A 24852-nucleotide genomic window follows, 5' to 3' on the forward strand; every position below is an offset into this window, starting at 1 on the left:
TTCGCAAATTCCTCTCACTGTATGAATTTCTGGTTGTACTCTTACCACTACGTCGTGCTACTCCACAATCATCCGTCGCGGACCACCCGGCCTCAGGTCAGGCCCTCTGCGGTTTCCGCCTTGGACGTCGTCCAATATGCGTCCCAAATATTTGTGAATTTGCCCGTTGTCGTACGGCTTATAGCCCATGCCGAGCCGGGTCCCGATATAATGCAGGATCAGCTCGCGGTCCACGGCTTCCTGGCTCATGCACTGCATCGCAAAAGCGATATCGTACGGGTTCGTGCTGCCCCGGCTGAGCAGTTGGGTCGCAAAATACCGCATCAACGCAGGATGAATACTGCGCTGCCCGACGCCGGCATAAGCCGCGTGGATCATGTTCCACGTATTGAACTCGGTGGCAAAGTCCGCGAAGCTCTGGTACTCCGACCGCAGCTTCGCGCCCTCCTTCAGCTTGAACCGCCCGAGCTCCAGCTCGCTGCCGCCGGCGGCCTCCTCTTCCAGGACGAGCTCCGCGCCGTACACCGTATAATCGCTCTGCTCCTCCGCTGCGTGAAAGCGGATTTTGAGCACGGTCTCCTTGCCGGTCGCGGAGTAAGGCACCTGCTGCTCCTCCTCCAGCATATACAGCCGGCCGCCGTGCTTGACGATCCCGGAGCCGACCAAAAGCTGTTCCGCTTCCACTCTAACGTCGGTCCCCGCTACGACACCGTCCGAGTAGGACTGAAAATACAGGTCCGCGAGCTGCCTCGGGTAATCCCTAAGGCTCTCCAGCATCTCCCGTTTCAGAATCCGGCCTTTATGAAAATTCGGATATACATTGGAGAACATGCGCTACCTCCTATTTCCAGCCGTCAAAGAAATCAAGCTCCGACAGATCGTTTTCGAATGCAAAAAACCGCTTGCTACCCAAGTACAGCTGCTCGTCCTCCCGCGCAACCGGCACCACATGGAAGCCCCACTCGTTGTCCTCCGCGAACACGAAAAACTTGACCTCGCCGTTCTGGATGGAGTCCGTGTCGTCCTGCGGAATCTTGGCCCCGTACCGTCCGGCGATGTCCTCGTAGGGGACCGGCTCGAAGCTGCCCGGCTCGTTGGCATATGCATACTTATGGCGCACGGCCCCGTCGCTTCCTTTCAAGAAAAACTCCACCTCCTTCACCTCGAACGGCCGGGAGATGGAACCCTGCACCTGATTCAGCCTTTCCAGGCTGCTGATCAAGAGCTTCTCCTGCCGGCTGTGGGTGAAGGCGCTGACGGTATAAGGGACGACCGGCGCGTGGTTGGTAATATAGGCCTCGATTGTGCCCGCCTTCCTCGCGCTGAGATAACGGATCGCTCCCCGCAGGCAGGCCAGCTTCAGCTCCGGAACGCTATCGCTCTCCTCGTTTTTTTGCCGGAATTCGATGCTGCGGCCGGGGACGAATTCCTTCAGCGCTTCCCGGAAGCTGTCGATGCGGCACGATTGGCCGGTGAGCTTAATGATGGAATATTCCTGCAGCCGCCCGTCCTGGTAAAAATCTTCCAGAAACTTGCGCACAATGTCGTAAATATCCGCCTTGATCAACTGGTTGATCTCGTTAATATTGAACACGACGCGGGGAAATTCATAGATATCCTTCATGCGGCCGTTCTCGTAGGCGGACAGGCACCAGCGGTCCACCGCCGTAATTTTCAGGTCCTGCTCCTGCCGGTCTCCGGTCTGCGAATCGAACCGGTTGCGCAGAATGCCCGTCTTGCGGAAAAACTCTTTCTTCATGCTGTCCGCGATTTCCCACAAAAAGTAATAATTACTTTTTACCCGCAGGTATTCTTCGCGCGTCCGGTTTTCGTAATCCTTGAACCGGGTCGGAATATTGCGTTCCGCCTCCCGGTAGCGCGCTTCGAACCGTTCGTAGACCGATTCGACGCCGAATTCGTCCACATGCCGGAACAAGTCGGGGCCGGGAATGCCGATCAAGCTGTCGATATCCGGCACGCTGCCGCCCTTGGTGTAATAGTCGGCAAAGACGATTTTCATGAACTGCAAAATCCGGTAAGTAATATTGTTGCCGCCAAAGTTGGTGTCGCCGTTCTCGTAGGCCGTATGAATATCCAGCTTGTAGGAGATGTGACCGTCCTCGATCCGAAACCGGCACGAAGACAAATCCGTCGTTCCTCCGCCGCAGTCGATGACAAGCGCGTTATAGGTCTCGCCGTCCGTAAACGTATTTTTCTCGATCTGATCGGCGATCGTATTGAACAGCACGGCCATCCCTTCGTCCAGCGCGTCGTCCGATTCGATGCGGTAATCCGGCAGCAGCTCCGCGAACATTTCGGCGAACTGCGTCTTCAGCTTCACAGGACTTGAAATGTGCAGCTTGTGGAAACGGCACTTGAATTGATGCTCCGCCGTTTCGATCACGTGAAGCAGGTAGGCGCGCAGAATGTCGTTTCTGCGGACGACCGCCGTATTTCCTTGCCCGTCCACAATCTCCTCGGGAAGCTTATACCGGTTGACCCAACGCTTGATGCCGTGAAAGACGGTAGCATGGCCGGTGTACCCGTTCTTCTTCATGAATTTCATGGCTTCATGGCCAAAATAATATTTCACCTGCTGCGTATCCGAGCAGTCCGCTACGGCAACAATCGTCGGCAGCAGCTCGATCCATTCCTCCCGTTTGCCGCCGGCCACCGGGAATTTCACCAGATTGATGCTGTTCAGCCGAAGCGTCCCGTTCAACAAATCGTGGCGGGAGGGATTGGAAATGTAGCTGCTGTCCAAATAGGCGCCCGCCGTTGTGTTGGACGTTCCGAAATCGATAGCCAGCACCGCGTCGGTATCTTCCAGGTCCCGGATTTCCAGCTCCGGAATCGGAATTCGCCAGTAGTGCAAATTCGTGGGCGGCAGCGGCTTGCTGCGGGTGTAGGTCTGGTATACATATTCCGAATCCTGCTTGCGGAACAGCAGGAAGCTGTAATTTTTGTTCGAGGTGCGGCGAAACGACATTTCATTAGAAGCGGTCAGGCAGTACATGCCCGGGCTCGGTCCGTCCTTGACCAGATTCATAATGCCGCACAGCTCCATATGATCGTTCACGAGCAGCACGTTCGATTCGGTAACGGTGCCCGGAGCTTTGACCCGGTATTGGTCGAGTTTATCTACTTTAAGTCCGTCGTACAGCGTCACCTTGGCCGGAATTTGAATACTGCCGTCATCCGGCAGCGGTGTATTCAAATAGCGGGCGATCGCCGCCTCCACGCGCTCCCATCCGTGCTCGTCATAGCTTTGGATCAGCAAGCTTTGCTCCGCGCTGCGGTATTTCAGAATCGTGCGGATGAGCGCTTCGCGGTCGAGCGGTCCCGAGAGCCCTTCGACCAGCTTTTCCTTATGGCAGATGCTTCGCAATTGCAGCGTCGTCATCTCCGACAGCTCGTCCCGCGTGTACTTGACCTTGCTCGTCTCTTCCGTGCCGCCATTCTTCGGCGAGTGCAGCTTATACGTTCTCATGTCTCCGCTCCTTTCGTAGAGGACCAAGTCCGGTGAATCATTTAGCGGAGAGAATCCGGGGACAAAGGCGAACGCTGACGCTTCTCCAGAACGATTCCGCTCACTCCGCTCGTATTCACCGAACTTATAAAATTAATACATCGCGATATGATCCACGCGCATCGTGTCCTCGACGTCCACAATGCCGAAATGATTATCCCAATACGTCTCCGTATGAAAACGCACGGGCAGAAACAGGTCCTTGATCAGTTCCAGCTTCGCCCGTGTGATCTCATTCTCCCGCTGTCCCACATAGAACAACAGTTCGTCCTTTTCCTCGCAGTTCGCGTAAATCGTCGAATGCTTGAACAATTTCCGCATCGTGTCCTTCAGCAGGTACACCGCTTCCCCCGTCTCGTACAGCCGCAGCAGATTGCAGGCCACGATTTCCCGCTCCTCCCGGTTCAGCAGCTTCAGCCGGTCCCGGACGCCGTCGCCGAACAGTCCCGCTTCCATATCCCGGAGCACGAACCGGATATAAAATTCCCGCTTGTTCATGCCCTGCATGAGGTCGATATCGGTCAAGAAATGCATCGCAAGATCGAACAGCGTGCGCCGGAATTCCGAATCCTCTTGATTGTTAATATCGAACAAATCGCGGAAAATATCGTAAAACCGGTAATACGGATTCATTTCGACCGTACGCTCTTCGACGGTGCGGGCATTCAGCGTTTCGGTGCTCAGCTCCATATAAGGCGAGTACACTTTGGCGGGGGCAAAATAAAGGTCGTCCTTCGGCGTGCCCGCGTCCGCAGCCCGAATGACCAGATCCCATACGTAATTCAAGCCCATTCCCCTTCGCAGACGTATTCTGGAAAATACATTTGGATCTCGGAAACGACGAAGCTCATCAAATCCTGCAAAATAAAGCTCCCGCTCCGGCGGGCTCTAAAGCGGAGCCGCATCCGTTTTTTGTCGTTCTCCACCCTCACGTTGTCGCTGATGAACGGGTTCATCCCGTAGGTGACTTCCTTTCCGTCCGCCTCGTCCCTAATCTCGACCTGCACCAGCTCGAGGTCGTCCGAGGCCTCGAAGGAGCCCGCGATCCGCGCTATCTCGCCCTTCGCCCGAACGACGACCGAATGCTTGCGGGAGAAGCGGCCGGTGAAGCTGCTTTTCCGCTTGTTCGAAACGAGCTCGTAAGCCAGCCGGCCGAGCTTCGTCGGTGTCGGCTGCGTAATTTTCAGCACGTTCCAGTTCCCGGATTTGTCCTGCGGGGACACGATAGTCAGCTCCTCCGGCATCCGCTTGATATACCGGATCAACTCCTCGTCCCCGTCGACCAAATAGCCGTGCTGCGTCCCCGTTTTGCGCAAGGACAGCACGTGCTCGAAATTAATCCGGTCGGCAGCTGGCACCGGAAAACCTACGTTTTTGAGCTCCAGCCGCTCAATGTTCCACACCGGCACCATGTCCAGCTTTTTGTACGCTTCGAATTCCTCGAGGAATATCCGGACTTCAAGCAGCTCCTCGTCCACTCCTGTCGGCTGCTCCCCACCCGTCCACAGCACGTCGAAAAACTTGCCCGCGTACGGATGATTTACCGTTTTCCACGGCACGTTGTTTTTTTGGAAAATAAAATAGAGCTTTTCCAGCTCGCGGATATACGTGAGGTTTTGCTGCAGGCGCACCTGAATGGCCCGGGTGCCTCCGGTAGTAACGATTTCCCCACGGAACGTGCGTTTTCCGCGAAGCAGCTCCTTTAGCTTGGAGTAATCGCACTGCAGGAACACCGTCATCAGCAGCGCCTCTTCCCCCCGCTGCATTTGCTCCGTCACGCTTCGCAGGTCGCATGTTTTCGGCTCGGCAGCAAGCATCGGGTACAGAAACTCGTGAATCGGATCGATCTCTTCTCGGGCACACAAGGTCACATAGATGTCGTGCCGGTCTTCCTGGTCCTCCACCTCGTTAAACACGCGCTCCTCCAGCTTGCGATTCAAATCCTCCTGATATTCCACCAGGTTCAAAAAGACGCCCATCACAATCTGCTTCAAGAGCTTGCGCTGTTCGAGATCCTCCATTCGGCTCAGCCTATCAAGCAAGATGTCTTTCATGGGAACTCACTTGCCTCCTCCCTCGGTCTTCTCGGCCTGACCGCCGTTTGCCGCCGATTTGGCTCCGCCTTGGCCGGCAGCCCCTTGATTTGCCGCGCCCGCTTCGCCCGCGCCTTGACCTGCCGGAGCGCGTCCGCCGCCTCCTGTCGCTCCATCGGCTCCGGCCGACTGGGGCGGCTGCGGAGGCGGATTCAGCTTCTCCTGCGCCTTCGTAATTTTCCGCTCGACGCCGAGCACCTTCTCCAGCATGCCGATTTCCTGATAAATCTCCTGCGCCATCGCGTAGGAGGTCACGGCCTGCTCGTAAGCCTGCGCCGTATAGCTCTGGTCGCCCTTCTTCTCCAGCTTGTCGGCGTCCAGCTGCTTCTTCTCCTTAAACACGCCGGCGATCTTCGCATCCGCCGCTTCCAGCTTCGCTGCCAGCTCCTTTTCCCCGCTTGCAAAATCGGCCTGCTGCGCTTCCTTTTTCGCTTTCGCGTAAGTTTCCTTGGCGCCTTCGTAATCCTGCGCTTGCAGCTTCTGATCCCCCTGCTTCATCAACTCCGTAATTTGCTGGTAGGTGCGGGCTTTGGCGATTTTGGCCTCCAGATCCTTCTCATCGTATACGCTTTGCTGCTTGGCTTCCTTCTGCGCCTTCTCGTAGCTCTCGATCGCCTTCGCATAATTCCCGTCTTTGAAGGAGCCGTCGCCGTCCACGATGAGCTGCGCCGTCTTTTGCTTTTTGCCGATGAGCCGCATATGGACGACGTCGCTTACCTTGATCGCCGCATTGCGCGCTTCGCTGTACTCCTTGACCGCGCCAGGATAATCCTTCTCCTGCACCGCCTCGTCGCCGCTTTTTTCACGCTCGAGGATGGCGGCCGCCGCCTCCACTTTGGCCTTGGCGGTCTTGTATGTATATAAATAGGCTCCCCCTCCCAGCAGCAAGAGAGGAATCAGCACCAGGGCGATCCTTTTTATGATTTTCCATTTCTTCTTCGGGTCTTCCTTGAACACTTTGTTGACATAAACGGCCGCAGCCGTATAATTCGGCACTTGCTTACTCTGCCGGCTGAGCAGCACATCCTCCAGCGTATCGACAAGCTCCGCCGGCTCCTTGACCTCTTCCAGCGCATCGAGCATCTCCGCCCCGTCTACGTTCTCCCATAAGCCCGGCGTACAGAGCAGCAGAACATCGCCTTCGGACAGCAGCATCTTCTTGGAAACGAACGGCTCGAAAGCGCCCGGCTTCCCCATATACCACAGCAGATTGTGCCGTTCCTCGTGCTTATCCAGCCGATCCTCCGACAGCTCTCCCGCCTCGGCCATCGACCGCGACAAGCTCTGATCCTTGCTTTTCGTATGCAATCTTCCATTGCGAAATTGATACAGCCGGGTGTTCCCGGCCACCGCCCACACCATCCGGGTGTAGTCCGTAGCGACGAGCGTCAGACTGACCTTACGCCGGACCCGGCGGCTTTCGATCTGCAGCAATTCGTGCGCTTCCCACAAATACCGTTTCAGCTTGCGCCGGGATAGCGTCGGGCGGTCGAGAAAACTCCCTAGCACGCTCTTGACGGCCAGCTCGGCGCTTTCTTTCTCCGTATCGGAATCGAGCCCCCGGGCAATCACATAGCAAGCTTTATCGTCCTGCTCCGTAAACGCAAAATAATCCTTGTTGCGGATAAACGTTCCCGCCTCGGATAGAAAGCTCGTTTTAAAATCGCTGTTTTCCTTACGCATCGGGTTCTACCAGCCTTTTTCCAAAATCACGACCGTCGCATTGTCTTGGTGCGCGAGCTGCTTCCGCTCGATCGCTTCGATGATTTCCTGGGCGGCGTCGTAGGCGGCAATCGGTTTGGACAAAATGTCCTCCAGCTCCACTTCCGTGAGCGTATTGTACACGCCGTCGCTGCACAGGATCACTTTGTCCCTCTTTTGCAGCCGGACGGGCTCCGTGCCGATCTCGATATTTTTGAAGCCTTCATAGCCCAAGTAGTTGACCAACTGGTTCTTCATCGGACTGTCCAGCGCTTCGTCCCGCGTAATCTCTCCGGATACAAAGCGTTCCTCCAGCACCGATTCCAGAATGTGCTTCTGATTGACGTCAATGAAGTCCCCGTTCCGGAAAATTTTGATGAGGCTGTCCCCCACCGCTCCCCAGTGCAGATTACCGTCTTCCACGACAACGGCGACCAGTGTCGTTCCGCCTTGCGCCCCTTTCAGGGTGTGCATGATTTCCGCATTGCTCGCTGCAGCCGCAGTCGTAAAAAACTCGGGAAGCTCCCGAATATGCTCCAGCTTGAGAAACTGCTTGACGAACGTCGTCACGGCAGCCGTACTTGCCGCCCTGCCTCCCGACAGTCCGCTGATGCCGTCGGCCAGAACGGCGATCGTCCCGTGCGGGCTGACGAAGGTGGAGAAATAGTCGTCCTGCTCCTCGCGCGCCCCGATCGTCTGTCCGTTGCCAATCTCGATCTTCGGAACGGCGTTGTCCTGATGAAGCAGGCCTCTCCTGATGCGGAACAAAACCACAAGGGTGCAGGCACAGGCCCAAACGATAACGTAAGGCAACCATTCGTGTTGTTCCGGCATGCTCATCATTCCTTACCCGATTGATCTTGGTCCCACTCGAAGTGCACTCCGCATAACGGAATGAACAGAAACTTGCTGTGTCCGAGCTGCACGACGTCGTACGCGGTTAATTCGACCGGTGTATACACCGCTTCGTTGTTATGGTAAGCGAGCCCCGACGCATCGCCCGGCAGCAGGAAAAAGTTCCGCTTCTTCGGGTCGTACACGACGACCGCGTGATTCCGGCGGGAGATGGTGTTGTCCCCGATGATCCGGATGTGCATATCCTCGGCCCGGCCGATGAAATTTTTCTCCGCCATGATCCGGTAATCTTGTCCTTGCTGCGGACCTTCGATGCAAACAAGCCATCCGGTGACCGGCTCGATGCCTTCGGACTCCCCCAGATAAGGCATCGTCTTTTCGTCTTCCTGGACTCTTGCCGCTTTCTTGCCCTCGGCTTTGGAAGCCGGCTCCACGACCATGCTGCAATAGGGGCATACGCTGCCGTGCTTTCTCGTACTGAACATGTGTCCGTTGGCGCATCTTGTCAAACTCATTGATATCCATTCCCCCGTCTGCTTCTTCTCAAAGCTCAAAGCCGAAATGCCTTACTTGACCAACAGCCTCGTATTGGCAATGTAAATCATATCGCCCGATTGCACTTGCTCGGGCTCATCGCCGTTCAGCAGCCGCTTACTGCTTTCGCCGCGTTTCTTGATGCCGACGCCGTTGCTGGAGTCGAGGTCTTCGATGTACCAGTTGCCGGAAGCGTAATTCAGCACCGCGTGCTGCTTGCTGACCAGGGCGGCATACTCGGTGCCCGACAAATCGATCTGCACCTCGAGATCGGAAGAGCTTTTCCCGATCAGGAGCGACGTCTCCCCGTGAATGTACCATTCCTTGATCCGTTCGCCGTCATCGCCGAGCAGCGCCAGCTTCGTAATTGCCGCTTCCTTCTTGGCTTCGGGCGCCGACGCAGCCGTCCGCCCGTACTTACGCCAGGCCATTCCCGTCAAGCCGATGATAAAAAAGACGGCGACGAACAGCATCAGGGCGACGTTGGTATTCCATATATACGTATAAACCAGGGTAAATGCCGCGACCAGCGCGATCAGCACGTTGACTACGGTTACCCATACGGATTTTTTTTCGCTCAACATTGGTTCCCCCGTTGGAACAGGATGTGCTTATTTTTTTCGGATGCCAAAATATTTCTCGAACATAGCCGTCGTATCGACCGGATTTTTCGTCTCGCTCTTGTTCTTGATCCCGGCTTCTCCGCCTTTGGGATGATAGCCGAAAAAACGCTCGAATTGCTTTTCCATATCTTTCAGGTCAAACTGGGGCTGGCCGCTCTCGGCGCGCCGCTCCTTCGTTTTGGTGCCGGCGCCGGATGACGAACCGGCTTTGCCTTCCTGCTTGCGGTCCAGACGTTCGTCGTAGGCTTGCCTCGCCGACGCGTCGGACAAGGTCTGATACGCTTCGGTCACTTGCTTGAACTTCAGCTCCGCCTGCTTGCTGCCGCCGTTGGCGTCGGGATGATGAAGCTTGGCGAGCCGCTTGTAGGCTTTCTTGATTTCTTCGGGGGAGGCGCTGCGTTCGACCTCCAGAATCTCATAGTAATTGTTCATCGGATTCATCCTTACCGCCGGAAATGGAGAAAGTTAAGGGGCGAAGCGGCCCCTTAACTCCTGTTGCTTGCAATAACCGATCAAGCCGATTATACGGTGTATCCGCCTTCGATTGTGGCGAATTCCGTTTTGTCTTTCTTTTGCTTGATGAAGAGCGTGAACGTGCCCACGCCTTCCGTGTCGCCGAAGCGCTCTTGGTAGTCCACGACGAACGCGTTCGGGAAGTAGATTTTGCGCACCACTTGGCTGGCAGCGATCACTTCCAGCGTCACTTTGCGGTAGCAGTCGGATTTCTCAGCCGGTACGAGCGACCACAAAGCAAGCTTCATCGTGTCGTCGGCGCTGTCGCCGTCCGTTGCGGTGATGATTTTACCGGAGATTTTCAGGAACGCGCCTACGTCGGTCGATCTCGCGTTGGAGTCGTTCGGCGTATCCGTGTCGTAAATCACCGATTGAATGTTGTCCATGCCCAATTCGATTGTTTCTGCGCCTTCTACTTTCAGCCTGAAGCCCATAGATAAATCCTCCCTTAAGGTAAGTATGGTCCCCGACAGCGTCTGGCGCTGCCGGGATTTATGTTGAAAGGGGAGCTTGCGAAAGCTCTCCTTTAACAACCGCATAAGTTTGTTCAGCATCGTTACGCTTTAACCGGGGTGGTCCCTTTCGTGATCATCACCTCGAGGTTCTTCACGTTGCCGTTGAAGACCAGGTCGATATGGCACATGTTGCTCTTATCGTCGATAATGTAGCTCATGTCGTCCCCGTCCTGGATGATCGAGTTGACGTACCCCCGCGTGCCGAGCCATTTGCTCTTTTGGCTGCTCGGATTGTTGCTGAAAAATTTAACGATGTTGTCGTGTTTGAAATCGCCGGTTTGGAAGCGCAGGATGCGCTCGATGTACGTGCTGACCAGTGTTTTGTAGATCGAATCGAAGCCGTCATCGGTTGACGCAAGGCTTCTCGCTTTGTAGACGGTGATGCGCTTGATGTCTTTGCCCTGCAGCTGCGCATTCTCGGAAGAGAACACGAAGCCGAAGTTTTTCCGGTTGATCGAATCCTTGATGTTGTTCGTGAAGCCGGAAATTTCCTTGGCCATCGTCGTGACGGCACGCAGACCGTTCTCCCCGGCCTCGATATCGAAGCGCACGCCCGGGAACTCCCGGCTGACCGTCTTGAACGATTCGCGCAAATATTCCGGGCACTGGTAAGCCGCCACGATCCCCGCCGCCACATAGGCTGCGCCGACGTAAACGCCTTCGATCCAGAGCTTCAGAATGTCTTCCTTCTCCTGCGACAGCTTAACGCCGCCGTCTTCGGTTTGCAGCATTTTGCTGTCGATGACGACACCGGACTTGTCCTTCGGAATAATCGTGAAGTTCGGAACCGACGGTACCGCGAATTCGCTGAATTCTTTGCGAACCAGCAAGCCGCATTTATCGATATACTTGTCGATGCCGGCGGTAGCCATGCTGTTGAACGTCGTTTCTTCGCCGGTCTCGAAGCTGAAGAACACCTGCACCTTGAAGTCCTTGATCACCTGCAGCAGCATCGTGAGCGATTCCATCGTGTTGCCGTCCTGCTTGGCCACCTTCTCGTTGCCTCGGAACCGCTCCCGGCTCACCTTCGAAGCGCCGGAGGAATCGAGCTGCACCGAAGGGACGATGCCGAACCAGATCGTGTCGGTGAAATCGTTCTTCGAGTTGACCGTGTTCAGGTACGTTTCCAGCCTCGGAATGTTGCTGCTTTTCACGATCATGTCCAGCTTGGTGTTCGTGATCAGCATCGAAGGCTGCATGCCTTTGTTTTTGGTGGAGTATTGGTCGAAGAACATTTTGATGCCCAACAATTTTTCCACCAAAGGCTTGACGGTCTTCACGAACTCGTCCTTGGCGTTTTTGTAAAACTCCAGATACGTGTTGTAGTTCTGCACTTCCTTCTCGGTATCGATCTCGCTCTGAACCGCAGGCAGCGGGCAGAACGTCCGCACGACCAGGTCTTTGACGTAGGCGGAAGGTGTATCCGACACGGACTCGTAATCGTCCTCGAATACGTTGATCAGGCCGTTCGTGCTGCTGTCGTCCGCGATCATGAGCTGCATCGAGTCCGATTTCGGCGCTTCGATAATTTTCAGCTCGCCGGAATCGCCGATCATCAGCATCCCGATCTGAATCGCTTCGGATTCGTTCTCTTCCTGTGCCCCTCCGAGCAGAAGACGGGTCTTGATGTCTTCGATCGCCAGCGGAAGCATGGCCATGACGTTGTTATAGTTTTTGCTGGCGTCCTCGAACATGATGTTGAGCTTGTCCCCGAGGTCCAGCTTTTTCGGATCGCCGTCGTCCAGCTTGTCGTATTGCCCGTACAAATAATGGATTTCCTTGCGCACTTGGCGGATGTCGTCCATCACTTTTTTCGGGGAAATCATGTCGAGCAGGTTCTCGAACTTAAAGTCCACGTTCGGAATGCCTTGGCTGCGCTTCGTGTCGATCAGCGTGAACAGCATTTTTAGAAAATCGTTGCTTTGGTCGATCTTGATCTCCGAAATGCTGTCCTCGGCAATCCCTTCCGGCTTCTTGAGGGTATACATAACCTTCTGGTTGGCCGCATTGAAAAACGAGTACACGGTCGGCGAAAACTTGTCCAAAAACTCGTCGAAACTGCGAACGAGCAGATGCTGGTTAATCTCCTTGATCTTGTCGTCGCTCAAGCTGTCGATGCCTCTGACGTCCCCGACGATCGTGACGAGATCGAGCTTTTCCGGGTTGATCTCTTCGAAGAGCATGGTGCGGTTCGTTTGATTGATGATGTCCATTGGGCTGTCGGCTATAAAAACTTGCCGGAACCGGCGCATGATTCTTATAGCCTACTCCTTTCCGAGCATTTTTGGATGAAGGCCGAAAACACAGGTCTAATCATAGAGTGTGATGTTTTATTTTGTCAACTATGGATATTTATAGTCATTTTATCCTAGATAATCAAGTACTATTTTCCCATTTTTGAGTAAACACATTTATTTTTTGGCCCTTCTGTTATATGCTGAATTAACCATATAAACCCACCCTTTTATTCCCTTTTTCATCATCTCCCCTTCAAAAATGTGTCGAACTTAACAAAACTGTATTTTTTTACTATTTCTCACTGTACTAATTTTTCGGTAAAGTCTCGCCGATTGTTTATAGCAGTTTTGGTGTACTTTCACACATTTTACAAATGAAGGGTGAGTTTTTGATGGTTGGGGAAATGCATACAAGAAGGCGCGTCCCGGTCGGGCTGCGAATTTTGGCGATCGCTGTCGCACTGGCGCTGCTGTTCGTTCCTCTCGGATCGGCGTTTGCCGAAGGCAATACGAATCCGGGGTTCGACGCGGTGTTCGTGATGGACGTCAGTTATTCGATGAACGCGACGGACCGGGACCGGATCGCTGCGGAAGTCATCAAAATGTTTATGGACATGAGCGAGGCGGCCCGCACCCAAGTCGGATTTGTCGCCTACAACCATAAAATCGTCGAAGCGCAGCCGCTCGCCCCGCTAACCCAGGAGGAGCAGAAAAATCTGCTCAAAAAGAAAATCGCGGAGCTGCGCTTTTCCGGCTATACGGATCTCGGCCTCGGGCTGAGCAAAGGGTCGGAGCTTGTCGGGAGCGGCAAAGGCGGCGGACGTCCGTTTATGATTCTGCTGTCGGATGGCGGCACGGATTTTGGACCTATTTTTACAGGGAGATCAGTCGAGGATTCGAACAAAGACGTGGAGCGCGTGATCGCGGAAGCGCAGGCGAAGGGTTACCCGATCTACACCGTCGGGCTTAATCATGACGGCTCGGTCAACGCGCCGCAGCTCGAATCGATTGCCGCCAAGACGGGAGGCACGTCGTTCATCACGGAAAGCGCGGGGGATCTGCCAGAAATTTTCAACAACATTTTCGCCAAGCAAATCCGCTCCGTGCTCGTCCCCGTCGCGGCTGTTACAGCCACCGGGGAGCTGCAGGAAGTGACAGTCAACATTCCGAACGGCAGCATGAACGAAGCCAATATCGTACTGCTTTCGGAGCATCCGATCACCGAAACGCATCTGTATTACAATTCAAAAAACATCCGGTTCGTGAAATCGGACAAATATTCGCTGCTCAAAATACCCCAGCCGCAAAAAGGCGCCTTTCTGCTGAAATTCAAAGCAAGGCCCGGGGATTTCGTGAAAATCAGCCTGCTCGGCAACTACGGCTTAAAGGCTGGGATGGAGCTTTCCCAGCCGGTTAAGGGCGTGCCGTCGAACGTTTCCGCCTTCCTGCTGCATCAGGCGGACGGAGCCAAGCTGGCCGACGCCGACGTGTACCAATCGATGAAGGCCGAGCTGATCGTGAAAGATTTGCAGACGAATAAGGAGGAACGGACGCCGATGAAGCTGAACGGAAACGGCTTCGAGACGCAGACGGTCTTCCCTCATTCCGGCAAGTATCAAGCCCGCGTGTTTCTGAGCAGCCCGGATTTTTACCGGGAAACGGCGGTCAGCGAGCTGGATATTGCGAACACGGCGCCCGAAGCGATCGGCAGCGGGGCCATCGAACTGACGAAAGAAGACGGAGACGCCAAAATAGATCTTAAGAACTATTTTCGCGATGTGAATCAGGACAAGCTGAGCTATACAATCGCCTCCAACAGCAACGCCAAGCTGGCCGACTTCACGGTGGACGGCGATACGTTGACCGTTTCTTTTATGCATGCCGGCAAAGCGGTTCTGACGATGACGGTAACGGACGACGAAGGAGCTTCCGTCACCTCGGATCTCGTCATTAACGTGCACTCCGTCGTGCAGCGTTATTTGATCATCGCGGGCATCGTGCTCGCCGTGCTGCTGGCCGCTTGGGCCGTCTATTGGCTGCTTCGTCCGAAGCCGCGCTTTGCCGGAAGGCTGGAAGGGTACTTCCTCAATACGGCGAGCGGCAGCGACATTCCGGTCAAGTACTGGCCTCTCGCTTCGTTCGAGAAGCGGCAGATCAGCCTGCGCGAGCTGTTCGCGAGCCTCGACGTCAACGAGCCGCTGCCGGAGGCGGAGCACATCATCATCGAAGCCGGGAAGAACGGCACGATTGTGATCCGGCACAACACGCGCTGCACGATTGAAAAAGGCCGGACGCCGATCCCCCGCAACAAAAAGGAATCGATCAGCTACAACGAGAAAATTTACATCACCTTCGAGGACCATTTGACGGAAATCGAGCTGCGGTATAAAGAAGTAAAACCCAACGCCCTGTAACGGGGGTTGGGTTTTTGCCGTTGAATCGCGGGAGAGGCGTGGGGGATTCGAGGAGGATACTCGATGGATTCGGGGAGAACGCGCCGGGCCACTTTTCTCCCTTCGGGGCATTCGGGCGGAGGCTGTCAGTTACTCTTCATGCTCTTCGACATTCGCGCGTGTGGAAGATGCCTGCCGGTCCTCCTGCTCCTTGACATTGGGTGGAAGCTATTTGCCATTCCTTCTGCCCCCTCGACATTAGGGCGGAAGTTACCGGCTTTTCCTTCCGCCCCCTCGACATTGGGACGGAAGCTATCGGCCTTTCCTTCCGCCCCTCGACATTGGGACGGAAGCCGCTCGCCTTTCCTCGTACCCCTCAACATTTGGGCGGGATATCCGTACCCTCATGCTCCTCGACCCCGGGCGGAATCCACCATTATTCCCCAGTATCGTTCAGCCAGAGCTGCCACCCTGTCCCGGGAACGATTTTGAGCGCATTTAGTCTGTGAATCGGCAACCATGATTTAGAGGAACTACGATGAGCTAACCAAGATTTTTGGCGCTTCCCTCGCAAAATAACGGAACTCGGGACACCCTAACCGTGTCGAAAAATATTCCGCCGTGCCTGCGAAGCATCGATAACGCATCACAGTTCCTCTAAGCGGAGGCAGACCCGGCAAATGAACCGAATAGCGCCCTCGCAGTTCCTTTATTTTTCGGACACGGCCGAAGGCGTGTCCAAGCGCTTCCGCCGCTTCCCGGCTTTGAGGCGCATATACTCCAGCCGCAAAGCGGCCTTAAGCAGCTTCAGCGACGGGCATCTTCTGCGCGGCTGAACGGCAAGCCCCCATCGGATCATCCCCGACAGCAGCAGGCTGACCTCCGGGTTCGCGGTTCTCGCCCTTTCCATGCGGTCCTCGATCAGCCGCCCGGAAACGTCCGCCGGAACGCGCCCCGTGAAGCTGTAGTATAAAATCGCGGCGGCGCTGTATAAATCGGCCTTTTTTCCTTGACGGGCCTTCTCCGAATACAGCTCCAGCGGGGAGAAGCCGGACGTTGTAAAAATCGGACGGACGTCCGGCTCGGCGAGCGATACGGCCGAACCGAAATCCAGCAGCACCGGCCGGCCTTCTTCCGAAATCATCACATTCCCCGGCTTCAAATCCCGGTGAATGATGCCTTGCCGGTGTACGAAGTCCACCGTATCCAGAAACGGCAGCAGTACGTTCCGGATCAAATGCGCCGCCGCAGGCTTCTCCTCCCGGATCAAATCCACGAGCGGCTTGCCCGGGCAATAACGGGTTACCAAATAGCTCGTCCCGTTTTCTTCGAAATTGTCGATATATTCGACGATATGTCGATGCCGGAGCCGGCTTAGAATCGCAGCTTCCCTCCGGAAGGCATCGTTCAGCCCTTCAAACTTCCGGCGGCTCGAAGGACGGCGGCATAAGACCGTCTTCCCGTCCATATCTCTTAGAGCCAGGCTTCCGGGATAAAATTCCTTAATCGCAAGCCTCTCTTCTCCCTCCGCCGGGCATCCGGTGTAAACGATGGACAGCTCGCTCGAAGCCAGCCGTTCTTCGATCCGGTAGGCGCCGCCTTTTAGCAGCGTATGCCGCTGAAGGCACACATCATCGAGGACTCGGGTCATCCAAATTGCTCCTTCGTTTCGAACATTCGCCTTGATTCGGTTGAGTCGGGCCCGCAAGCCCCTTTCCCATCTTATCACAACTATCGAAATTGGGAACCATTGGATTTTCTGCATCTGCGATCGAACGGACGCGAGCGCTCCGCAGGCGGCGGCACTGAACGCTTACTTCGTGAAGCTCCGAAACAATGCCTTGATTGTCCCGGCAAGGTGACGACTACCACCCCTCACCTCCACCTTCTCCACCATCAAAGCGACGAGCAGCTTCGGCTTGTCGGTATCGTAAGCGACGAACCAGCCGTTCTCCTGCCCGGACTCCCCTTTCTTTTGCTTCAGCTCGGCCGTACCGGTCTTGCCCGCCAGCGTCAGCCCGTCAATTCTCGCTGCACGGCCGGTCCCTGCGGGATTTTGGATGACCTCCTTCATCTGCTCCGTCAGCATGCGGCTCACCTCGGGGCGGATCAATCCGCTTTTCCACACTTCACCGGTCGTCCGGCCGTCATATTCGAGCACCGGCTTGATCATATTGCCGTCATTCACGAAAACCGTATACGCATCCGCCACATGCAGCGGCGACATGACGACCTCCCCTTGCCCGTAGCCGGAGTCCGCCAGCAAGACCTCCTTCTTGATGCCTGCGTTCGACAGCGACGAGACATCGACCGCCAGCGGCAGCGGCAGCTTCTCGCCGAATCCGAACTTGGCGGCGGCCTTCTCGAAACGCTCCGCTCCTAAACCTAGCGCCACCTGAGCGAAATAGATGTTGTCCGAATACATCAGCGCCTTCGTCAAATTCACCGCGCTCGCCGCCTCGGACACCCTCGTCACGTAGTAGTTCCCCCACGATGAATCCTTTTTCCACTGCTTCCCGGTAATGGCTTTCTCTTCGTTCGGATCGAGCATCCCCTGCTCCAAAGCGATAGCCGCCGTGATCGGCTTGAACGCCGACCCGGGCGCATAAGCGCTGGCGTATCGGTTGAATAGCGGCTTGTCCGGGTTCTCCGTCCATTTCTTCCACTGCTCGGCCGAAATGCCCGAGATCCAGAGGTTCGGATCGTAAGACGGGGTGCTTACCAACGCGAGCAGCTCGCCGGTCAGCGGCTGCATCGCCACCCCCGCTCCCGCATCATTCTCCATCTGCCGAAACATCGCCTGCTGCATAACGGAATCGATCGTCAGCTTCACGTCTTCGCCATCCACCGCATCGCGCTTGACGAGCGTCGCTTTGTCCCGGCCCTCCGCATCCGTAATGTAAATGCGCTGGCCGTCCCGACCGCGCAGCCGGTCCTCCAGCGTCAGCTCCAGCCCGGTTTTGCCGATCCAGTCGTCCGACCGGTAGCCTTTATCCTTGCGCTTCTCCAGCTCCTTCTCGTTCAGCCTGCCGATGTAGCCCGTCAAATGAGCCGCGGCCGCGCCGAGCGGGTACGAACGTACCTGCTTCGTCCGGTAAGCCGTCCCTTGAACCGTAAGCAGCTCGTTCTCCCGCGGATCGCCTTTGGGAATTAGCGCGATCGGGACAAAAAGCTCCGGCTTTACCCACGAAGCGCCGAGCTTCGCCCGGATATCCTCCGGCTTCAGGTTCAGCAGGGCCGCCAGCTTGCTCACGGACTCGTCGGACGGCTCGACCATTTTTTCGGGTACGAGGCCGACCTCCCATTGATCTTCGTTGATGGCCAGTCCATGGCCTTGGCGGTCGAGTATTTCTCCCCGCTTCGCCGGGAGCGTCTGCACGCGAACCTTGTCCGCGTCCTTGAGCTGGGGAAACAGAAAAGCCGAAGACCAGTCCACTCCCCATGCGCGCTCTTCCTTGCGGAGCGTCGCCGTCTGGTTGAACTCGATCGGTCCGGCCGACGTCTTCATTTCCACATGCAGCTTATACCGAATTTGATCCGTCTTCGCTTTCGGGTCTTTCTCCGTCGGCTCCGCCGTGATATGCAGCTCCGTTAATCCGATTCCTTCATAAATGTTTTGATGCCGGCTGACGAATGCCTCTTGCGTGACGGATTCTTTAACATGGCTCGTCAAGCTGGAATACATGGCTGCGTAATCTTTCTTTTGCCAGGCGGCGACGAATGTGTCCATCACCTCTTCCGGCGGCTTCATCTCCGGCTTGCAGGCCGCGAGCGCCAGCAGCAGCGCGACAAACAGGACACCCCATCCGGCGCCCCTCGCAACTGTTCGATAGGTCAATCTCAGCACTCCCTCTCTCTCTCTATCCACTCATTTCCATTGTATCTAAGCGCCGACAGAAGGAGAACGAATAGCTTCCTGATATTTCCCTTACGAAACGCTGACCGGACCGGCCGGAAATGTTGGATGCGGCTTTTAGCGCGGTGGTATAATCGTCTTATTCTATGAATCTGCGGGGGAATGGCACATGAAAATCGTGATTGCGCCGGATTCGTTCAAAGGCTCGCTGTCAGCTCTGCAGCTGTGCGGGGCCGTGAGCTCCGGCATTCGGAGCGTCGTCCCGGACGCCGACATCGTCGAGCTTCCGGTCGCAGACGGCGGGGAAGGCACGGTAGACAGCCTTGTGCATGCCTGCGGCGGTGCCCGGGTGGAAGTACAAGCTCGCGGACCGCTCAGAGAGCCGGTCACGGCCGTCTACGGCATCCTGAAGGACGGCACCGCCGTCGTCGAAATGGCGCAGGCGTCCGGGCTGCCGCTCGTTCCCGAAGCGCGGCGCAACCCTCTTGCCGCCTCCTCCTACGGAACGGGCGAGCTGATTCGGGCCGCATTGGACCGCGGATGCCGCCAGTTCCTCATCGGGCTCGGCGGCAGCGCGACGAACGACGGCGGGGCAGGCATGCTGGAGGCGCTCGGCGTCCGGTGGTACGGAGCGGACGGCGTCCCGCTGCCCTCCGGGGGCGGAGCGCTCGCCGGACTCGCCGGCTTCGACGCCTCCGGCATGGACCCGCGCCTCGCGGCATGCCGCTTCGTGGCGGCGACGGACGTCCGCAACCCGCTCTGCGGGCCGGAGGGCGCTTCCGCCGTCTTCGGCCCGCAGAAGGGCGCGACGCCGGACATGACGCAGGCGCTGGATCGGGCGCTGAGGCAGTGGGCCGACGTCATTCGCCGGCAAACAGGCATCGACGTGCTTGCGCTGCCGGGCGGCGGCGCGGCCGGCGGAATGGGGGCCGGGCTGCACGCGTTCCTGGGCGCGGAGCTTCGCTCCGGCATCGACATCGTGCTGGAGAAGGCGAAGTTCGAAGCACAGCTTCGGGACGCCGACTGGGTAATCACCGGCGAAGGCCGGCTGGATGCACAGACGCTGTCCGGCAAAGCGATTGCCGGCATCTGCCGCAAGGCCCGCGACGCAGGGGTGCCGGTAGTCGCCTTGTGCGGCAGTCTGGAGCTGCCCGCAGAGCAGTTGGACGACCTCGGTCTGACGGCGGCTTTGCCCATCGTGCGCAAGCCTTGCGATTTGCAGGAAGCGGTCGGGCGCGCCGCGGAGTGGGCGAGCGAAGCGGCAGCCCAAATGATGCGCCTGCTGCAGGGCGCCAAGCGGCGATAGTCATCTTTTGGCATTTTTTGGGGGAATCCGCGAATTTTCGATTGAAATTTTGCGCCAACGTGATAGGATAGGTCATAAATGCAACTTCATTCATCCGGGGAGAGAAGTACTATGAGCATACCAAAAGCGTTAACCATTGCCGGCTCCGATACAAGCGGCGGCGCCGGAATTCAAGCCGATTTGAAAACGTTCCAGGAACGCGACGTCTACGGGATGACGGTTCTCACGACGGTCGTCACGATGGACCCGAACAACCAATGGCACCACGGCGTTCATCCGGTCGCTTTGCCTACCGTCGAAGCCCAGTTGCAAACCGTGCTTGACGGCATCGGCGTCGATGCGCTCAAGACAGGCATGCTCGGCTCCGTCGAACTGATCGAGCTCGTCACGCGCACGCTCAAAGGCAAAGGGCTGCAGCGTATCGTCGTGGACCCTGTGATGGTCTGCAAAGGCAACGACGAGGCGCTCCATCCCGAATCCACCGTAGCCCTGCGGGAGCTGCTCGTCCCGATCGCGGACGTCGTTACTCCGAATTTGTTCGAAGCGGCGCAGCTTGCGAACCGTCCGCCGATTCAAACGCTGGAGGACATGAAAGAAGCGGCACAGATCATCCATGCGACAGGCGTCAAGTACGTCCTGATCAAGGGCGGCGCGAAGCTGAATCATCCGCAGGCGGTCGACTTGCTTTATGACGGAAAGGCATTCGAGCTGTACGAATCGGACAAAATTTCCACCACCTATACGCACGGAGCCGGATGCACGTACTCCGCGGCCATTACGGCCGAGCTTGCCAAAGGCGCCGACGTCAAAGAAGCGGTCGGCACCGCAAAACGGTTCATCAGCGCGGCCATCCGGCACGGCTTTCCGCTGAACGGCTTTGTCGGCCCGACCCGCCATTCGGCGCTGCGCCAGTTCGGGTAAGCGTTGAATTAATTTAACGTTTCTCCATATCAAAGAGCCTGTCTCCGAGACAGGCTCTTTATCCTTTCTGCCAGCGACAGCGTTACGGTTCAAGCAAGCTGTCCAGATGCCGCTCAATGATCCCCGCAATTTCTTCCGCACTTATGACCTCGGAGGCGATGACGCCGTGTACGACCAAACCGTCCACCAACGCGTGGAACCGCTTCGCTTCCAGCTCCGAGTCAAGGCCAGGCTTCAGCAGCTGCGACTGGTCGAGGGTTTCGAAGATTTTACGGAACACGTCCCGCAGCGAGTCGTGAATTTCCCGGCTCAGCGGCCTCAAGTCCGGCTCGGTCAAAGCAAAAGTCGAAAAGGCCATCCAGATTTGACTTTCCGCCAAGCGTTCTTCGTCCAGCGGCACGATTTGACCGATCAGCGTTTCGATATGTTCCCGGGGGTCGCCGTCCTGCGGAAGCGACTGTATACGTTTTTTTATCCGTTCGGCGACGAGCCGCATGGAGAAAGCCAATAAAGCCGATTGCGAATCGAAGTAATGACGCAGCGAGCCAAGAGACATGCCGGCTTCCTCCGCGACACTGCGCACGCTGACCCCTTCCAGCCCTTCCCTTCGAATAATCCGCCACACCGCTTCCGCCAAATGCTCCCGTCGTTCTTCATGGTTTACGATTTTAGGCATGTTCCGATTATAGCACGGTTGTTTTTTTTAATACAACAATGCTAAAATAAACCCTGCTTAGCAATACAAGTGTATCAAAAAAAAGAAAAGAAAGGACTGATTGTATGACGATAGCCGCATTTATTATCGGTTGTGAAATTGGCTTCTGGGTGTTTGTCGTCGCCGGACTTGTCTTCCGCTATATTTTGGGCATGAAACGAATCGGAGCTCTTTTGCTGGTCGCCACGCCGGTGGTCGATCTGGTCCTGATTATCGCGACCGTCATGGATTTGCGCAACGGGGCGACCGCCAGCTTCATACACGGCCTCGCCGCCGTCTATATCGGCGTATCCATCGCCTTTGGCCACCGGATGATCCGGTGGGCCGACAAACGGTTCGCCCACCGGTTCGCAGGGGCTCCGGCGCCCGAACCGAAGCCCAAGCACGGCGCAGCCCATGCCCGCCGCGAACGGCAGACGTGGTTTCTTCACCTCCTGGCCTGGATCATCGGCTGCCTGATTCTGCTCGGCATGATCTGGTTCGTCGACGACAACAGCCGAACAGCCGACTTGTGGAGCATGATCTGGCGCTGGGCGATCGTGCTGGGGATCGATTTTGTATGGAGCTTCAGCTATACCTTCTGGCCCAAAAAAGCATAGCCGAATTTGGCCGAAACCTTATGCCCCTTTCGCACGTAAGAGTAAGACAAACGTACATTTTTTTCCAAAAGGAGGCCGATGCTCATGCCTCGCCTAAAAGTCCCCCGTTAACCCCGGGGACCGCCGCCTCCGTTCGAAGCAGTGCGCGAAACCAGCCTCAACTTTTACCAAGGAGCGTGCAAACGAATGAACGGACCACAGGCGGTAACCAAAGAAGAAAGACGGGCCATTGCCCGTGAAATTGCCGACCGGCTTAAGCAGGTTTACGGCGACAACCTAAAAGCGATCGGCCTCTACGGCTCCATGGCGCGCGGCACGGACGGGCCGTTCTCGGACACCGAGATGCTATGCGTTCTCCGCTCGGGAGACGAACCGGTCGACTTCAGCCACGAATGGGCGGCCGGGGTCTGGAAAGCGGAGGTGAACGTGTACAGCGAGGAGGAGCTGCTGCAGTACGCGCGGACCGTCGAGGATACATGGCCTCTGTCCCACGGCGCATTCCTTACGGCTCTGCCGCTGTACGACCCGGACGGCTTTTTCGATGAGCTGAAAGAAGCGGTCCAATCGCCGGACGAAGCCGATTTCCGGGAAAACATCCGCGGCATTCTGGTCGGCGAAATGTTCGAATTCGCCGGCAAATGGCGCAACGCCAACGCCCAAGGCCCGCGGACGTACCTGCCTTATCTGGCCATGGAAACCGCGCATTTCGGCGCGATGCTCATCGGGCTGCATCATCGGACGACCTACTCTACGGGAGCCAAGGTCATTCCCGAAGCAATGACCCTGCCCGACAGGCCCGCCGGCTTCGATGCGCTGGCACAGCTCGTGCTGTCCGGCGAGCTGTCCGACCCGGACCGCGTCTTTCTGACGTGTGAGGCATTTTGGAGCGGCCTGCAAGCGTGGGCGGAAGAGCATGACTATCCGTTTATCACGGAACAAATTCCATTTTAAAAGGAAATCATGCACGGACAAGGGCTGCCGGAACAACTCCGGCAGCCCTTATCAAGCTTACGCATATGCAGCGGAAACGCCGGCACGTTACAAATCCGTTTGCTACGAAAGCGTCGGATTTAACTGGCGGGTCTCCTGAATCACTTTTTTTACGATAGTACGGAGAACCTTGGCGTTTTCCTCGATAAATCCGGGGTCGAGCACCACATCGTGACTTCCGACGACTTCATATTCGGCATAATGGTTCTGCGTGGCCTGCCGCCATAATAAGGCATCATCCGGAGCAGCGATTCCCGCAGCCGAACCTCCGGCAACCAAAGCGTGAATGTTCGCTTGAACGGCTCCGGTATTGAGGAGCTCATTCCGGTACAAGGCATAGGCGTACATTTTGTTTTTCACTTTTTCCCGAGCGGACGGTTCCGTCAGGTAGGATTTGTATGTGTCGGAAAGTCCATCCAGTATTTGCTCGATTTGATCGGACGTTCCCTCCGGCGAAGATTTGATCGTTTCCGTACGCCTTAACGCATCGATCATAATAATATCCGACACTTGGTATCCCCGGTTCTCCATAGCCTTGGCCACCTCGAACGCCAGATTGCCTCCGATCGAATAACCCAGGAAGATATAAGGCCCTTGCTCTTGAATACTCCGAATGGAATCGATATATTGCTCCAGCATGTCCTCGTGAGAAGAACGATCCCCGATAAACTCCAGACCGTAGACGACACAATGATTTTCAAGCTGCCTTGCCATTTCGTAATACCCGATGCCGTATCCCGCCAACGGAGGGAAGCAGAAAACATTGACCGGTCCTTTCTCGTTCAAGCGTACAATGTCGTTCTCCTCGCTGCCAAACGCCTTTTCCGCCTCGCGCTTGCCGATTTCATGAGCCATAGCTTCGACGGTCGGCATTTTAAACACCGTATGCAGAGGAACTTGAACGTCCAATTCCACCGAAACCTTCTGGAGCATTTGCAGTACTTTTAAGGAATGTCCGCCAAGATCGAAGAAGTTATCCTGAACCCCAATGTTCGGAAGTCCGAGCACCTCCTGCCAAATTTCCGTCAACCGGGCTTCCAGCGACGTGCGCGGAGCTACGTATTCCATCCCCGTCGGGACGCTTCCTTCGGGCGCAGGCAGCGCTTTGCGGTCGATCTTTCCATTCGGCGTCAGCGGCATCCGCTCCACCTGCACAAAGTACGACGGGATCATATAGGCCGGTATTTCCCGCGACAGTGCCGCTCTGAGTTCGCTTACCGTCAGGGATCGGGCTGCCAGGAAATATGCGCATAACTGCTTCGCGCCGCTTTCGTCCTCCCGTGCCAGAACGATCGCCTCTTGTACAGGCTCCACCTTCAAGAGCTGCGCTTCCACCTCGCCCAGCTCGATCCGGTACCCCCGGATTTTCACCTGATGGTCGATCCGGCCCATATATTCGATCGTTCCGTCCGGCAGCCAGCGGGCCAAATCGCCCGTCTTGTACATCCGTCCGCCAATCTCGTACGGATTCG

Annotated in this window: 20 protein-coding genes; 5 read left to right on the plus strand and 15 right to left on the minus strand. The window is 56.4% G+C overall.

Going from position 1 to position 24852, the window contains the following annotated elements; genetic code table 11:
- Positions 1 to 57: 57 nt before the first annotated feature.
- The 11 genes from QJ48_RS01125 to QJ48_RS01175 form a co-directional block, all read right to left on the minus strand.
- Positions 58 to 831: a hypothetical protein gene (locus tag QJ48_RS01125; RefSeq protein WP_054971832.1), complete on the minus strand. Its 774-nt coding sequence runs from the start codon at positions 829 to 831 to the stop codon at positions 58 to 60.
- 10 nt (positions 832 to 841) lie between these two features.
- Entirely contained in the window at positions 842 to 3490 is a 2649-nt protein-coding gene (locus QJ48_RS01130) for a hypothetical protein (protein WP_054971833.1), read from the minus strand.
- Between the two features lie 132 nt (positions 3491 to 3622).
- The gene (locus QJ48_RS01135) at positions 3623 to 4321 is read right to left on the minus strand and encodes a hypothetical protein (RefSeq protein WP_054971834.1); all 699 of its coding nucleotides are present in this window, start codon (positions 4319 to 4321) and stop codon (positions 3623 to 3625) included.
- Positions 4312 to 5583: a hypothetical protein gene (locus QJ48_RS01140; RefSeq protein ID WP_054971835.1), complete on the minus strand. Its 1272-nt coding sequence runs from the start codon at positions 5581 to 5583 to the stop codon at positions 4312 to 4314. Before QJ48_RS01140 ends, QJ48_RS01135 begins: the two co-directional genes overlap by 10 nt.
- 6 nt (positions 5584 to 5589) lie before the next feature.
- Positions 5590 to 7305, minus strand: coding sequence for a hypothetical protein (locus QJ48_RS01145; protein ID WP_054971836.1), 1716 nt, complete (start codon positions 7303 to 7305; stop codon positions 5590 to 5592).
- A gap of 6 nt (positions 7306 to 7311) precedes the next feature.
- A complete protein-coding gene (locus QJ48_RS01150) occupies positions 7312 to 8163 on the minus strand; it encodes a PP2C family serine/threonine-protein phosphatase (protein ID WP_054971837.1) in 852 nt (283 codons plus the stop codon).
- Positions 8163 to 8693: an FHA domain-containing protein gene (locus QJ48_RS01155; protein ID WP_054971838.1), complete on the minus strand. Its 531-nt coding sequence runs from the start codon at positions 8691 to 8693 to the stop codon at positions 8163 to 8165. The genes QJ48_RS01150 and QJ48_RS01155 overlap by 1 nt, the downstream gene beginning before the upstream one ends.
- Positions 8694 to 8744: 51 nt before the next feature.
- Entirely contained in the window at positions 8745 to 9296 is a 552-nt protein-coding gene (locus QJ48_RS01160) for an FHA domain-containing protein (protein ID WP_054971839.1), read from the minus strand.
- 27 nt (positions 9297 to 9323) lie between these two features.
- A complete protein-coding gene (locus QJ48_RS01165) occupies positions 9324 to 9767 on the minus strand; it encodes a DnaJ domain-containing protein (protein ID WP_054971840.1) in 444 nt (147 codons plus the stop codon).
- 89 nt (positions 9768 to 9856) lie between these two features.
- Entirely contained in the window at positions 9857 to 10282 is a 426-nt protein-coding gene (locus QJ48_RS01170) for a hypothetical protein (protein ID WP_054971841.1), read from the minus strand.
- A 122-nt stretch (positions 10283 to 10404) separates the two neighbouring features.
- Positions 10405 to 12576: a hypothetical protein gene (locus QJ48_RS01175; RefSeq protein WP_054971851.1), complete on the minus strand. Its 2172-nt coding sequence runs from the start codon at positions 12574 to 12576 to the stop codon at positions 10405 to 10407.
- A 416-nt stretch (positions 12577 to 12992) separates the two neighbouring features.
- Between QJ48_RS01175 and QJ48_RS01180 the strand changes: the two genes are divergently transcribed.
- Positions 12993 to 15014, plus strand: coding sequence for a VWA domain-containing protein (locus tag QJ48_RS01180; RefSeq protein WP_054971842.1), 2022 nt, complete (start codon positions 12993 to 12995; stop codon positions 15012 to 15014).
- A gap of 688 nt (positions 15015 to 15702) precedes the next feature.
- Here QJ48_RS01180 and QJ48_RS01185 read toward each other — a convergent pair.
- Both QJ48_RS01185 and QJ48_RS01190 read right to left on the minus strand, forming a co-directional pair.
- Positions 15703 to 16644: a serine/threonine-protein kinase gene (locus QJ48_RS01185; RefSeq protein ID WP_054971843.1), complete on the minus strand. Its 942-nt coding sequence runs from the start codon at positions 16642 to 16644 to the stop codon at positions 15703 to 15705.
- 162 nt (positions 16645 to 16806) lie between these two features.
- Positions 16807 to 18831, minus strand: a complete 2025-nt coding sequence (locus QJ48_RS01190) for a penicillin-binding transpeptidase domain-containing protein (protein WP_054971844.1) — start codon at positions 18829 to 18831, stop codon at positions 16807 to 16809.
- 187 nt (positions 18832 to 19018) lie between these two features.
- Between QJ48_RS01190 and QJ48_RS01195 the strand changes: the two genes are divergently transcribed.
- Positions 19019 to 20155, plus strand: coding sequence for a glycerate kinase (locus QJ48_RS01195; protein WP_054971845.1), 1137 nt, complete (start codon positions 19019 to 19021; stop codon positions 20153 to 20155).
- Between the two features lie 111 nt (positions 20156 to 20266).
- Positions 20267 to 21076 (plus strand): pyridoxine/pyridoxal/pyridoxamine kinase, encoded by an 810-nt coding sequence (gene pdxK / locus QJ48_RS01200; protein WP_054971846.1) that lies wholly within the window; start codon positions 20267 to 20269, stop codon positions 21074 to 21076.
- An 82-nt stretch (positions 21077 to 21158) separates the two neighbouring features.
- On the opposite strand, the gene QJ48_RS01205 is transcribed toward pdxK, so the two are convergent.
- Complete coding sequence (locus tag QJ48_RS01205; protein WP_054971847.1) at positions 21159 to 21752, minus strand: TetR/AcrR family transcriptional regulator; 594 nt, start codon at positions 21750 to 21752, stop codon at positions 21159 to 21161.
- A 104-nt stretch (positions 21753 to 21856) separates the two neighbouring features.
- On the opposite strand from QJ48_RS01205, the gene QJ48_RS01210 reads away from it, so the two are divergent.
- The gene (locus tag QJ48_RS01210) at positions 21857 to 22390 is read left to right on the plus strand and encodes a hypothetical protein (RefSeq protein WP_054971848.1); all 534 of its coding nucleotides are present in this window, start codon (positions 21857 to 21859) and stop codon (positions 22388 to 22390) included.
- 186 nt (positions 22391 to 22576) lie between these two features.
- Positions 22577 to 23341: an ANT(4')-I family aminoglycoside nucleotidyltransferase gene (locus QJ48_RS01215; RefSeq protein WP_054971849.1), complete on the plus strand. Its 765-nt coding sequence runs from the start codon at positions 22577 to 22579 to the stop codon at positions 23339 to 23341.
- Positions 23342 to 23443: 102 nt separating this feature from the next.
- On the opposite strand, the gene QJ48_RS01220 is transcribed toward QJ48_RS01215, so the two are convergent.
- Positions 23444 to 24852, minus strand: a 1409-nt coding sequence (locus tag QJ48_RS01220; RefSeq protein ID WP_157261463.1) for a thioesterase domain-containing protein, incomplete at its 5' end; no start/stop codon positions are given.

The organism is Paenibacillus sp. A3, assembly GCF_001399685.1.
In the GTDB taxonomy this organism is placed as follows: domain Bacteria; phylum Bacillota; class Bacilli; order Paenibacillales; family NBRC-103111; genus Paenibacillus_G.